The sequence below is a fragment of the Pedobacter sp. ASV12 genome, assembly GCF_016429155.1.
GTDB lineage: Bacteria > Bacteroidota > Bacteroidia > Sphingobacteriales > Sphingobacteriaceae > Pedobacter.
Genome location: NZ_JAELUC010000001.1, coordinates 93,171 through 106,035, shown reverse-complemented (window position 1 = coordinate 106,035; position 12,865 = coordinate 93,171). Strand labels below are relative to the sequence as shown.

The following is a 12,865-nucleotide window of genomic DNA, read 5'->3' as shown; positions in this document are numbered from 1 at the left end:
AAATACATGGGGCTACCTATTCAGATTTTTACATGAGGTGACGCTTGCATAGTTTTTAGAGCTTTGCAGGTTTAGTCGTTAACATATCAACTGATAGATTGCTTCAAACTAAGTATCATTATTATTGATAGAGGATAACAAAATCGGAAATAATTGTAACTTCCAGTTAAGATATTAATTACGCTTATCATGATTAAAAAATATTGTAGCTCCTTGCTCTTTATCGCTTTGCTTTTCTCAGGCAAGTTGCAGGCACAAAAAACAGAAAATCGCGACCCTAACATCAGCGCTATGCTAACCGAGGTTTCTGCGGCTAACCTAGAGCAGCTGGTCAAAAAACTGGTGTCTTTTCAAACCAGGCATACCCTAAGCGATACCATCAGCAAAACCACAGGTATCGGGGCGGCAAGGGCTTGGATCAAAAGCGAGTTCGAAAAATATGGCGTTGCCAGTGGCGGAAAATTACAAGTCTCGTATGATAGTTTTGTGCAAGCCGCCGATGGCCGAAGGATTAAAGAGCCTACTGTACTTAAAAATGTAGTGGCTATTTTGCCGGGAACAGACCCGAACGATAAACGTATGCTTATGGTTTCAGGGCATTACGATTCGCGGGTAACTGATGTGATGAACATCAAGGATTTTGCCCCTGGCGCCAACGACGATGCTTCGGGTACGGCCGCGGTAATGGAAATGTGCCGGGTAATGAGTAAGCAAAAATTTAGTGCCACTTTGGTTTTTGTAGCCATGGTGGGCGAAGAACAAGGCTTGTATGGCGCCACCAATCTGGCCAAAAGGGCAAAGGAAGAGGGCTGGAATGTACACCTGTTGATGAACAACGATATCGTAGGCAATTCTTATGGCATGGAAACCGATATTAAAGACAACACAAGCGTAAGGGTATTTAGCGAAGGTGTTTCTCCGATAGAAACCAAGGAGCAAGCTGCTGCGCGCCAATCGGCAGGCACAGAAAACGATGGGAAGGCCCGCCAGGCCGCCAGGTACATTAAAGAAGTAGCCGAAAGGTATGTAGACCAGCTAAACGTGAAACTGATTTACCGCAGAGATCGGTTCTTACGTGGTGGCGATCATACGCCTTTCTCGCAACAGGGTTTTACGGCTGTGCGCATTACAGAAATGAACGAAGATTTTAACCGCCAGCACCAGGACGTAAGAACCGAAAACGGTTTTAAATATGGCGATCTGCCCGAATATGTAGATTATAACTATCTGCAAAAAGTAACTCGGATGAACCTGTCGGTAATGGCCAATTTGGCTTGGGCTACCCAAGATCCGGAAAACGTAATGGTTCTAACTTCCGGCCTAACCAATAAAACAGCCCTGAAATGGGAGGCGCCCAAGGGCAAGGCTCCTGCAGGTTATTATGTGCTGATGCGCGAAACCACCAGTCCGTTTTGGGAGCGCAAGTTTTTTGTAAAGGAAACTTCGGCCACTTTACCTTATTCTAAAGACAACTACTTTTTTGGCGTACAATCGGTAGACGAAGCGGGGCACGAGAGCTTGGTGGTTACGCCGAGGCCAGGCAGATAAAAATATACTCTAGTTGGTGTCTGCGCCAACATAAGAATATAGGTTTGGCCACAGATTAATAGATTTTTGATTCATCAATCAGTTGAGCTGTGGCTTTAATTATTGCTGGTATTCTTCAGGAATAATTCCAATTGCTATAAACAGTTGATGAAGAACACCAGCTGTAGTTTACCAGCCTTTTTCCAAAAGAGAAACTGCTTTTTCCAGCAGCTCGTCCCTACCTTCGGTTATGCCTTTTACCGTTGGCTTAATCGGGTAATCTATTTTAACGCCCACTCTTTGTGTAGGTTTGCCATCTGGATAGAAAACGCCTATTCCAGAAATCCACGAAGAAATTCCGCCAGGCAAAATAATGGTAGAAACATTACCGTCTGCCCCAGCAGTTTGGCTGCCAACTACCTTAACATTGGGCGAACTTTGAAAAGCCATGGTCGTATATTCGGCTTGGCTTTGGCTTTCTGCATTTACAATTACAATGATTTTGCCTTTGTAGGCATCTTTATTTCCGCCGTTCATCAGGTTCTCGCCCATAACAAAAGTGCCCGGATGAGCAACACTTCCAGTAGTAAACTTTACAAAAGGTGTTTTGTCTTGCTTGATATATTCGCCAAAGGTGAAAGGCATAAATTCTGATGGGTAGCAGCGCATATCAACAACTATTCCCTTCGTGTTTTCGAAAAGCTTTTTGATGGCCGGCAAATCGGCATTTTTATATTTCCCAGGATAAACGTAGCCAATTTTATCATTTAACAAATGATAACCCGTTGCTTTGGTATAATCTATGTTTTTATAAGAAAAACGAACACTTATCATGGGTACATCGAAATTAAAGGTGCCTTTTTCATTTTTGAATCCCAGGGTCATAGACGCACTATTTGTTCGCAGCAAGAAAGTATTTGGCAAATCCCTCAATTGGGTATCGTAATTAGAAGCAGCAGTAATTGGCAAAAACTGTTTAACAAGATCTTCCACTTTTTTGCCATTGATGGTCAAAATTTCATCTCCAACCTTTACCTTGTTTTTAACATCCAAAGTATCCACATAAAAGCCACTCACAATTAATTTGTTTTCTATAAATTTGGCTTTAAAAGGAGCGGTATTGATGCCTTTATATTTATCCAAAACTCCATTGCTGTTCCACAGATTGGCGTGTGTGTCACTTATTTTTGCAATTAATTTTAATGCAACCAGGTTGTAGGCCAGTTCATTTTCTGCTGCGATAAACTGGGGAACAAAATCATAGAGTACTTTATTCCAATCTTCATCAATCTGGTTTTTATAAGGGAAAAAATAATTGATCATGTTCCAGTACCTGTATAAACTTAAAATGCGGTAGCCGGCATCAGGATATTTCATGGAGGCATAAGCCATTTCGTTCTGGAACTTTGGATGGCCAACGCCTTCGTTCATGGCAATGTAATAGCTCTCCTTGATATTGGCATTTTTTAGGATAAAACCGATCTTCTTGGTTAGCGATGGGCTCAATATCTTGCCGGTTAACAGCTCGCCATAATTTGGTTTGGAAGTGCTTGCCTGATTATTGTTGTTGCAAGATGTACAAGCCTCTACCTGAGGTAATTTGTCCAGCTGCTTTTCTAGCGCAGTGCTCAGCGCCGCATTGTTATTGGCTGCAATCACCGAGGGCAGAAACCTGAACAGTTCGGCATCCCAATTGTAATCGCCCTTGGCTATAGCAGGATGATGGTATTTTAGAAAACCCCAAAACTGTGCGGCAACTGCAATATTTGAGACTTGTTGTTTGGTTGGAACAAATGGCTGGATGGCTGAACCTTTGCTAAATTCATTGTCTTTTTCTGCAAGGGTAAGGGTTTTGGGCGATAAGGTTTCAATCTTTTTTTCGTCAATATATACCTGTAGGTCATCAAACCAGACCTTGCCATCTCCAGCCAATAGGCCACCGATTGCAATGCTTTTCACTTCGTCGCCATACGCCAGCCTGATATGGTATTGCTTCCAGTCGTTGGTTCCCCTTATGCCCTGCTTCTCCATGTTGTCTATTTTGATGATCGACCCGTCTTCGCCATCTAATCTCATCCATAAGCCTGCATAGCCATTGGCCACGTTTTCGGTTTTCATGGAGCCGACCAGGTCAATTGTACTGCCCTTGAATTTTTTGGCAATCGTATAGCCAATTACGCCATATTCAGAGCCAGCTTCCTTTTTTTCGAGCAAAACACTATATTTTCCTTCCTTTTTAATAACGCTGTCCAACTTGGGAGGGTAGGCCTTCTCCATTGCCTGACCGAACCCAAAAGTCCATCCAACAGGCCTATTTGTTTTTAGATCGATTTTCTCAAAACTTCCATTAAACTCAGTCTGCGCATTACAGCTATACATCAACGTTAAAAGGAATCCTGTTAAAAGTAGCAATTGTTTGTGCATCTATAGTTAGGTTTGTTGCTACGAAACTAATCGTTTTCTTTAAAAGAAGTTGTTAAATATTGTTAACCAGGATTTTGGACTGCTTGGCTGGGTAGATTCCAAAAAAGCAAGAAGGCAACATCCATTGCCTTCTTGCTAAACTAAAAACTAAACTAAACTAAAGTCTTGATGTGGCCGATGCACGCATCAGCCTATCTTATTTGATGGTTTTTCGAGCCACCATGAAATATCCTATAATAAATACCGCTACCCCGCAAATCAAACTGTTGTAAATAGCCTGGTCAAAAATGGCGATCTTATCTATCCCGCCTTTGGATTGCATGATGTTCTGCACGGTTAGATTTGGGTAGGCATAAGGAAAGAAATTCACGTAATCCCATTTCAGTTGAGAAGTAATGATCCCTAAAATGGTGAGTACAAAGCCGATGCCAAAAGGCTTCAGGAAGTCGTTCCACATCAGGTTCATTAAAAACTGGATAGAAATGATGCCGATGGAAGACAAGAACAGTTTGGTGAAAAACTTAAAGATAAGCTCGTTCGGATTGTAGGCGCTAAATTTTAACTGGGGTTTCAAGAACTCGATGCCGTGTCCGGTTGCTATGATGAGCAAGCTGAACAGTGCCATGGTCAATAAAGTAAGAAAAACAATATAAAGGTACTTGCTGGCATAAATCGATAGCTTCGGTAAGGGCAAAGAAAAGAGGCTTTTCCAAGTATCGCCTTTATATTCCATGTTGGTAATGGAATAGGTATTGTAAATAACCAATACCGGCAAAAGCAATACGCCCATTACGCCAATGATGGCCGATATATACCTGAACCAAAGCAAAGGAGCGGGGTCGTTAACCAATTTGTCGGCCTTGGCAACAAAACCCCAGCTGATCAGTACGCAGATGAGCACAGGCAATAAAACCGCACTCCAAAAAGCCAATGTCTTTCTCGACTTATAAAATTCTGAGGATAAGGATACAAAAAATGAGCGCATGATATTAATTTTTTGAAGTGATGTCTAAGAATAAATGTTCGAGGTCTTTACGCTCTTTGGCCAAGCTGTAAACGGTTAAGCCATGCTGTACCAGCAAAGTGTTGATGTGGCCCATGTCTTCCCTGTTTTTAAAAGCTATGGCAATGCTGTGTTCGTCGTGCTGTACAATTTCAACTCCGGTGCTGGCTAACAGTTGAACAGCTTTGGCCTGGTCGTTGGTTTCGATCTTAACAGATACCTTGCTCAGGTCTTGAAGTTCGCTGATGGTACCCTGAAAAAGGAGCTCACCCTTATTGATAATGCCCACGTGAGTGGCAGTTCTTTCTATCTCGGCCAATAAATGGCTCGATACCAAGATGGTTTTGTTGTGCTTGGCGGTTAATTCGATCATCAGGTTTCTGATTTCGATAATGCCGTTCGGGTCTAAACCGTTAGTAGGCTCGTCGAGCAACAAAAGCTCAGGGTCTGAAACCAAGGCCAAGGCAATACCTAAGCGCTGTTTCATGCCTAACGAATATTTGCCCGCTTTTTTGTTGGCCGCATCTTTAAGTCCAACCAATTCCAGCATTTCATCGCATTTGCTTTTCCTGATACCCAGCAACAGGCAACGGTTAACCAGGTTTTCTTTGCCGGTTAAGTGGCCGTAAATGGCAGGCTGTTCTACCAGGGCACCCATGCGCTTAAGGCTGGCTATGCGGTTGCTGTTGATTTCCTTGCCAAAAATAAATACCTGATCGGCAGGAGATTTGAGCAGGTTGAGCAGGATCTTTATGGTTGTGGTCTTTCCTGCGCCATTTGGGCCCAAGAAACCATAAATGCTTCCTTTCGGAACTTGTAGCGACAAATCCTTAACCACGGTTTGTGCACCGAAGTTATAGGTAAGGCCAACTGTTTCTATAGCGTAGCTGTTCTCCATCTTATTTTACGATTGCAGTTGCCGCTTTGATGAGGTTACCTGTAGTGCCTGTAGTTTTAGCCGCAAGCTCTTCGTCTTGGCTGTTGCCCATGTTGTTGGTTGCAAAAGCCAATACCATCATCAAGAAAACTGGTACTAATAAAAGTAAGAATGGCGATACGTTTGATAACTTTTTCATGTTCGTTTTGTTTTGTTGAAACAAATAGAATAATTAAAAAAATGCTGCTAAAATGTTTTAGACCAAGCGCAAAATATTCTCGATAAACGCCTAAAAAGGATAGTTTTGCCGGTAATTGATTATTTTAGCCTATTGGTAGAAAAAAAATGCCAGTTCGTCGAAAGTAAGGGCCCAAAACAAATGAAATAGTTACTTTGGATAGATATAAAAGCATCAAATGGCATGAAAAATAAAAGTGCAATTATTATTAATTCCATATTCTGGTCTGGTATCATAGGCCTTACTGTGCTTGGATTATACGGAAATAGGGATAAGCTTACACTTCATGAATTTCTGGTCAACCATCTGGCCTTCCTGATCATCAACATCTCGCTCTATTTTATCAACTACCTGATTTTGATACCCAGCTTTACCAAACGCAAACAAAGGGCATGGCTTTATGTATTTGCGGTTTTAGGACTTTTGCTGGTTACGGTAGCCATCAAATTTGGCCTTGCCGTTATGTATAGGGAAGAGGTGCTGAGGTTTGCCGAACGGGGTGCCAAAGAGATGGAATACCAGTCTTACGACCATTTTATTGTTCAGGCCCTATTCACCAGCGGCTTTTATTTGGTAATGAGTTCGCTGCTTAAATTTGCTGCCGACTGGTTTTCGAGCCAGCGCATCCAGTCGAACTTGGAGAGCGAAAAGAAAAACATGGAATTGCAGTTTCTCAAATCGCAGCTTAACCCGCACTTCTTGTTCAATTCATTAAATAATATCTATTCGCTGGCCTACCAGAAATCAGACAAAACCGCCGATGCCATTTTAAAGCTCTCGGAAATCATGCGTTATATGATTTACGAAAGCAACGACAGCTGGGTGAGTCTTAACAAGGAGGTCGAATACGTACAGAGCTTTGTTGAATTGCAGAAACTGCGCTTTAAAGATGGCGCGGCTGTAGAAATCAGCATTAACGGAGAGATTGATGGACAAAAAATAGTGCCACTGATTTTGATTTCCTTTGTCGAAAATGCCTTTAAACACGGCGTGGCCAACGATCCCGAAGATCCAATCAAGATCAATATCATCGCCAACCAAAAAATACTGCACTTTAGCGTAACCAACAAAAAGAGCAAAACCAATAAAGATGCCATGGGTGGCGTAGGCCTGAACAATGTAGAGCGAAGATTGCAGCTGCTCTATCCCGAAAGGTATAAATTAAATATTGTAAATTCGGCTACCCATTACACAACCGAACTGATGCTAGACTTATGATTTTAAAATGTATTGCTGTTGACGATGAGCCTTTAGCGCTCGATATTATTGAAGATTACGTTTCGAAGGTGCCCTTTTTGCAACTCGTTAAACGTACCGAAAATGCCATCGAAGCTTTGCAACTGGTACAGGCTGGAGGCATTGATTTGGTGTTTTTGGATATCCAGATGCCTGATTTAACGGGTATTCAGTTTTTGAAGATAGCGGGCGAGAAATCTAATTTTATCCTCACCACGGCTTATTCGCAATATGCTCTGGAAAGCTACGACCTTAATGTGTCTGATTACCTGCTTAAGCCTATTGCTTTCGACCGTTTTTACAAAGCGGTAGAAAAAGTACACAAAAATCTGCAACGGTCTGAAACAGTACCTGCTCCAATGCCCGAACCCGTACCCGCGCCAAGCGTCGCCAGCAACGGTAATGGGCCTGTACAAGATTTTATCTTTGTGAAAACAGAACATAAAATCCAAAAAATCCAACTCGACGATATCCTGTACATTGAAGGGCTAAAAGACTACATTTCTATTTTTACCAGAACCGAGCGTGTGATTACCTTGCAGAACATGAAAAAAATGGAAGAAACCCTGCCCAAGGGCGAATTTATCCGTGTGCATAAATCATACATCATTTCGCTCGACAAGATCGAAAGCATTGAACGCAGCCGGATTTCGATTGCTTCTAAAATCATCCCGATTGGCGATACCTACCGCGACGAATTTTTTAAATTGATTGACGGCAGGAATATCTAACTAGCGCAGAGTTGGGTTTAAGGCTGATTGCCTCGATTCAGAAAACCGCCAGCCGGTTACTCAGTGGTAGCCAGGGGCGTAACCGTATAGCCCAGGGCTTTCAAGCCTTGGATTAAGCCATCTTTGCCAATCAGATGCCCGGCACCAACGGCAATAAACAGGCTTTGGCCTTGCATGAGCGCCGGAAGCTGCGTTAGCCACTTTTGGTTTCTGTTTTTAAGAAGCTTGTCCATTTCCTCCGAGGTATAATCTTCGTTTTGGCTAAATAGCTTTTCAAATTTTCCGAGGTCTTGCGTAATGTAATAATCGTAGATTTTTTGGGTTTCGGCTTTTGTTTTTTCTGCTTTGCTAATGCTTTTGAGCAACAATTCTTTTTGGCGTTCCAAAGTTCCTCCCAATAGCACATCGGCTTGGTCTTCTACGGTTTCGAGTCCATATACTTTTTTGTTCCTGCTTTTGGCGTCATCCTGAAAATATTGGTCGATGGCAGGGTTATCTTTGCTGAAAGTAACGGGCGAGGTAAAGGCCAGCAACATGACCTGAATGGCAGCGGGTTTCATCGAATTGAACATTTTAAGGTCGTAACCCGATACTTTTTTCAAGTAATCGGCCACCATTTGATACTCGTCGGGTTTCAGGAGCTTGTCTAAAAAATTATTCTTCATTAGCATATAGGGAGCCAGTTTGATGGCCATGTTATTGTCCATCACCAGCTCGCCAACTACCGCATCGGCGTTGTTCAGCTTTTGGTTCAATACTTTCATGGTATCGATAAAGCTTTTGCCGGCAAAATGGTAGGTTCCAAATAAATAAGAAGGCTTTTCTAGGCCTTTGCCCGAAATTTCCCACAACAAGGTGTTTGTTGTTTTTTTGTTTTGGGCGTTTGCGCTTAAACTGATGCTTAAGAAGCAAAGGAGAAAATATTTTAGGATCTTCATGAAGCTCATTGATGGAGTTTGGCTTTAATGGCTACTTCGGCGGCCAAGGTAATATCCTCTGCCGGTTTTTCTGCCGGTTCGATAGGTGCCAACACGGTCCACCTGATGGCTTCGGCTACGCTTAATGGAAATAGGCCGTAACGCACAATTTTCCACGAATTCTCTATGGCTACCGGTACCAGCAAGGCATTGGGTGCTCTTTTAAGGAGGGTTGCAATGCCTCCTACGTGAAAAGTCTTCACCTTGCCGTCTTTGGCACGGGTGCCTTCGGCAAAAATTACGGCCGACCAATTGTTTTCTTTCATCCGCTTGCCCAGCTTCCCGATTTCGAGCACCGATTGCTTGCCGTCTTTACGGTCGATATTGGCGCCGCCACCGTATTTGAGGTTGTAGGAAATAGACGGAATGCCCTTAGTCAGTTCTATTTTTGAGATGAATTTGGGATGGTACTTGCGCAAGAACCAGATCAATCCCGGAATATCGTACATGCTCTGGTGGTTGGCCACAAAAATAATGGGCCTGTCGGTTGGCAGGTTTTGCTGGTTCACGAAAGTAACCGAGTTGAGCAGAAACCAGTTGCAATAAGTCAGGAAAAAATTCAGGCAGTCTACTGATCTTTTGTGGGCTTTGTAGCCAAATAGTTTATAGCATATCCATTGGATGGGATGGAAAATGCCAAGCATCAGTCCGAAAAAGATGTAGAATATTGGCGATAGGATATAGCCGAACAGTTTTCTCATAAAAATTAAATTTTACCCTCCTGTATCAATAGCTTGGTTTTTAAAATGCCTGCTACGCTCATGCTGTCCGTAATGATTCCGTCTAAAACCAGCTGAAAAGCTTCTTCGAACGGCAGTTTGCGGATAACCAGTTCCTCGGTTTCTTCGGGCGATGCCATGCCCATTTGGAGGTCTTGGGCTACATAAATGATTGCCAATTCGTCGCTTACAGAATTGGAAAGGTGCATCCGTTGGATTTCTGTCAAACGGCCGGCACTTAATCCGGTTTCTTCGGCCAGCTCTCGCCGGGCGCCTTCTTCGGGATGGATGCCCAATAAACCTCCGCCTTCTGGAATCTCCCAGCTGTAGGCCTTGATCGGAAATCGGTATTGCCCAACGAGCCAGGTGTTGTAATCGGTATCCAAAGGAATGATGCCAATGGCCGTATTTTTAAAGTGCACCTCGCCATAAATACCTTTACCGCCAGCAGGGTTAATTACCTGATGTTCGGTAAGCGAAATCCAATTGTTATCGTAGATTTTTTGACTTTCCAGTATTTTCCAGGGATTATCCTTGTCCATGGCTGCAAGATACGATTTTAGTCGGTTAGTCGATAGTCGGGAAGTCCATAGTCTTTAGTTAGGGCGCAGAGGTAAGCTGGAACACGGAAGATGGAAAATGTAATTTGAGGTTGGGCACTGAGTTTACAATTGTCAGTTAGCAATAAACCTGTGACTAATGAACCCGTGAACTTCTTCTACTGCTTTACGGGTACAGGTGGAGGTGGGATGGTTACCTTGTTTACTTTCACTTTGGTAAAGCGATAGTTTAAGCTGAAGCTCACATTGCTCGAGTTGTTAGTAGAATAGCTCTGCGAGGTGAAATTGGTGCCTTGGTTAAACGAATTGTTGTTGCGGCGGCCAAAAGGGTCGCTTGTGCTGATGCGTGCACTCAGGGTGTTTTTAAAAAAGGTTTTCCTGGCGCCGAAGCTGCTGTTGATCGATCCTTTGTTACGGCCTTGCGCATTGATGTTGTTGGCGTAGTTTACGTACGACTCGAAAGCGGTTTTGAACGGCAATTGCATCGAAAAGCCCAAGGAAGCCCTTAAGCTCAATCCGTCGCGGTTTAACGAAGAATTTAATTTAGAGCTGTACCGGCTCTGGATTATACTGAAATTGCCATTGGTAGAAATTTTGCTGGTAGGCCTAAAGTTACCGATCAGCATCAAGGCAATAGCATGGTTGGTTCCTACATTGTCGAAAGTGCTTTCTGACACGCCGTTTGGTTTGACCATACGGTATCGTTCGATTACGCCCCTGGCGGTTGAGTAGGAAATACGTGGCGTAAACGACCATTTTTGTCCGAAGGCACCAAAACTGAAATCCATTTGGTGTGTGTAGGCCGGCGAAAGATCGGGATTGCCGTAAGAAATATTCAGCGTATCGGCATTGTTAACCTGTGGGTTCAACGTGTTTTCTCGGGGTCTGTTGATGCGTACGCTGTAGGTCGCTCCGAAATTATAGCGTTTTTTGAAGTAATGGTTGATTGATACGTTGGGGAACAAGCTCAGGTAAGGATCTACATGGTAATTGGCGCCTGTAGAAAGGTCGAAGTTTACATCGGTGTATTCAGCTCTCAATCCACCTTTAAAACCCCAGCCATTGAGCCTCAAATTATAGGAAGCATAACCCGACAGGATGTGTTCATTATAAAAAAACTTATTGGTGAGGGCTTTATTGGTGAGGTACTGTTCGGTTTGGTAATTGAAGTTCTGCACCAGCAGGTCGTTGTCGTTTTTGCGGTAGTTAAAGGCCATGCCCAGTTCCAACTGGTCGCGCTTTTTAAAAACCGGCTTGTCATAATCGAGGTTAAAGTTCAGTCCCTGGTTACTGATTTCGTTGTCGTTCTGCTGCAGGCTTGGGTTTAAGTTGGCCGGAAAGGCATAGGTGCGGTTGTAAGAACGCAGGTCGTTGTTGGCATTGGTATTGGCGGTAATGCCCATGGTCAGCTTGCCTCCAACGGTATCGGTTTGCAGGTTGTAATCGGCATTAAAAACAAAGTTATGGCTGTTGCCGTCGCCCAGGTTCTGCTGGTTGCGCAGGCGGGTGGCTATCTGGTCTTCATTGAGGTAATAAAAATCGTTGCCCGAACGGCTATTGCTGTTGTTGATGTTGTAGTTGGTAGAGATGCGGAGGCTTTGCTTGGGCGTAATGTCCCAATCGAACCCCAACCTAAAATTACCCCCGTCGCTTTTGTTGCGGTTGTTGTTAAACTGGTTGTAATAGAAAGTAGTATCGGGAAAGAAATTGGTGCGGTAGCTTTCGCTATTGCCTTTGCCGATGTTCTGCCGATAGGCCGCGCTGCCATTCAGGTTATAGTTTTTGCCCCTGTAGGAGGCATTGGCATTGGTGTTGGTATTGCCCTGCAGGCCGGCGGTTATACCTATATTGCCGTTAAAACCGACTTTGAAGCCCTTTTTCATTACGATGTTGAGGATACCCTCGCCATCGCCCGAGTATTTGGAAGGCGGATTGGTCATGACCTCTATTTTTTCGATGGCATCAGAAGGCAATACGTTGAGCAGGTCGGTAATGTTGGAGGTCATGTAATCGGAAGGCTTGCCGTCAATAAAAACACGGGTACTCCTTTTGCCTGCAATGGTTGCGTTGCCGTCGATGTCGACCTGCACCATTGGTACGTTTTTGAGGATGTCTGTTGCGGTGCTCCCCTCGGCCAGTATCGACGAGCCTACGTTATAGGTAATCACATCGGCGCCAAATTCTACCAGCGGTTTGGGGGCGGTAATTACCACTTCGTTCAGGTTGCTCTGTTCGTTGCTGAGCTTCAGGTTGCCCAGGTTTTTGTCGAAATCTTTTTCGGTAATGATGATGTCGTTGACCACCAAACTGGCAAAGCCCACGTAGCTTACCCTTAGCCTGTAAGTGGCGGGTTTGAGGTTCACGAATTTAAATATACCGTTTTCATCGCTTTGGATGGTAGACAAGGGCTGTTCTGCGGCGCCCTCAAAAATGGCTACTACAGCAAAGGGAATAGGCAAAGCGCCTACCTCCTCAATTACCTTACCTCGAATAATGCCCTTTTCTGCTGCTTTGGCGCCAAAAGCAGCCATGCAACAAGCAACAAGCAACAAGAAGGATGTCAGGATTTTCAA

At 43.8% G+C, this 12,865-nt stretch carries 11 protein-coding genes; 3 read left to right on the top strand and 8 right to left on the bottom strand.

Annotation, left to right across the window (positions count from 1 at the left end; translation table 11 throughout):
• Positions 1–189 precede the first annotated feature (189 nt).
• The gene (locus JHD69_RS00445) at positions 190–1,548 is read left to right on the top strand and encodes a M28 family peptidase (protein ID WP_199136161.1); all 1,359 of its coding nucleotides are present in this window, start codon (positions 190–192) and stop codon (positions 1,546–1,548) included.
• A 168-nt stretch (positions 1,549–1,716) separates the two neighbouring features.
• Here JHD69_RS00445 and JHD69_RS00440 read toward each other — a convergent pair whose 3' ends face one another.
• From JHD69_RS00440 to JHD69_RS00425, 4 genes are all read right to left on the bottom strand, one after another.
• The gene (locus JHD69_RS00440) at positions 1,717–3,780 is read right to left on the bottom strand and encodes a S41 family peptidase (protein WP_199136159.1); all 2,064 of its coding nucleotides are present in this window, start codon (positions 3,778–3,780) and stop codon (positions 1,717–1,719) included.
• 367 nt (positions 3,781–4,147) lie between these two features.
• Positions 4,148–4,936 carry an ABC transporter permease gene (locus JHD69_RS00435; RefSeq protein ID WP_199136157.1) on the bottom strand — a complete coding sequence of 263 codons (789 nt, stop codon included), beginning with the start codon at positions 4,934–4,936 and terminating at the stop codon, positions 4,148–4,150.
• Positions 4,937–4,940: 4 nt separating this feature from the next.
• The gene (locus JHD69_RS00430; protein ID WP_199136155.1) at positions 4,941–5,852 is read right to left on the bottom strand and encodes an ABC transporter ATP-binding protein; all 912 of its coding nucleotides are present in this window, start codon (positions 5,850–5,852) and stop codon (positions 4,941–4,943) included.
• A 1-nt stretch (position 5,853) separates the two neighbouring features.
• On the bottom strand, positions 5,854–6,030 hold the full coding sequence (locus JHD69_RS00425; RefSeq protein WP_199136153.1) for a hypothetical protein: 177 nt from the start codon (positions 6,028–6,030) through the stop codon (positions 5,854–5,856).
• A gap of 222 nt (positions 6,031–6,252) precedes the next feature.
• Here JHD69_RS00425 and JHD69_RS00420 point away from each other — a divergent pair, with 222 nt between their 5' ends.
• Positions 6,253–7,287, top strand: coding sequence for a sensor histidine kinase (locus JHD69_RS00420; protein WP_199136151.1), 1,035 nt, complete (start codon positions 6,253–6,255; stop codon positions 7,285–7,287).
• Positions 7,284–8,036: a LytR/AlgR family response regulator transcription factor gene (locus JHD69_RS00415; RefSeq protein WP_199136149.1), complete on the top strand. Its 753-nt coding sequence runs from the start codon at positions 7,284–7,286 to the stop codon at positions 8,034–8,036. Before JHD69_RS00420 ends, JHD69_RS00415 begins: the two co-directional genes overlap by 4 nt.
• 56 nt (positions 8,037–8,092) lie before the next feature.
• Here the strand turns inward: JHD69_RS00415 and JHD69_RS00410 are convergent, their stop codons facing one another.
• The 4 genes from JHD69_RS00410 to JHD69_RS00395 form a co-directional block, all read right to left on the bottom strand.
• Entirely contained in the window at positions 8,093–8,974 is an 882-nt protein-coding gene (locus JHD69_RS00410) for a TraB/GumN family protein (protein ID WP_199136147.1), read from the bottom strand.
• 5 nt (positions 8,975–8,979) lie between these two features.
• Positions 8,980–9,714 carry a lysophospholipid acyltransferase family protein gene (locus JHD69_RS00405; RefSeq protein ID WP_199136145.1) on the bottom strand — a complete coding sequence of 245 codons (735 nt, stop codon included), beginning with the start codon at positions 9,712–9,714 and terminating at the stop codon, positions 8,980–8,982.
• A gap of 5 nt (positions 9,715–9,719) precedes the next feature.
• On the bottom strand, positions 9,720–10,274 hold the full coding sequence (locus JHD69_RS00400) for an NUDIX domain-containing protein (RefSeq protein WP_199136143.1): 555 nt from the start codon (positions 10,272–10,274) through the stop codon (positions 9,720–9,722).
• 176 nt (positions 10,275–10,450) lie between these two features.
• Positions 10,451–12,865 (bottom strand): outer membrane beta-barrel protein, encoded by a 2,415-nt coding sequence (locus tag JHD69_RS00395; RefSeq protein ID WP_233165594.1) that lies wholly within the window; start codon positions 12,863–12,865, stop codon positions 10,451–10,453.

Bases quoted from the DNA above. Each gene is read 5' to 3' on its own strand.
- JHD69_RS00420 (WP_199136151.1), top strand. From the start codon at position 6,253: ATGAAAAATAAAAGTGCAATTATTATTAATTCCATATTCTGGTCTGGT.
- JHD69_RS00405 (WP_199136145.1), bottom strand. From the start codon at position 9,714: ATGAGAAAACTGTTCGGCTATATCCTATCGCCAATATTCTACATCTTT.
- JHD69_RS00435 (WP_199136157.1), bottom strand. From the start codon at position 4,936: ATGCGCTCATTTTTTGTATCCTTATCCTCAGAATTTTATAAGTCGAGA.
- JHD69_RS00410 (WP_199136147.1), bottom strand. From the start codon at position 8,974: ATGAAGATCCTAAAATATTTTCTCCTTTGCTTCTTAAGCATCAGTTTA.
- JHD69_RS00430 (WP_199136155.1), bottom strand. From the start codon at position 5,852: ATGGAGAACAGCTACGCTATAGAAACAGTTGGCCTTACCTATAACTTC.
- JHD69_RS00415 (WP_199136149.1), top strand. From the start codon at position 7,284: ATGATTTTAAAATGTATTGCTGTTGACGATGAGCCTTTAGCGCTCGAT.
- JHD69_RS00445 (WP_199136161.1), top strand. From the start codon at position 190: ATGATTAAAAAATATTGTAGCTCCTTGCTCTTTATCGCTTTGCTTTTC.
- JHD69_RS00425 (WP_199136153.1), bottom strand. From the start codon at position 6,030: ATGAAAAAGTTATCAAACGTATCGCCATTCTTACTTTTATTAGTACCA.
- JHD69_RS00400 (WP_199136143.1), bottom strand. From the start codon at position 10,274: ATGGACAAGGATAATCCCTGGAAAATACTGGAAAGTCAAAAAATCTAC.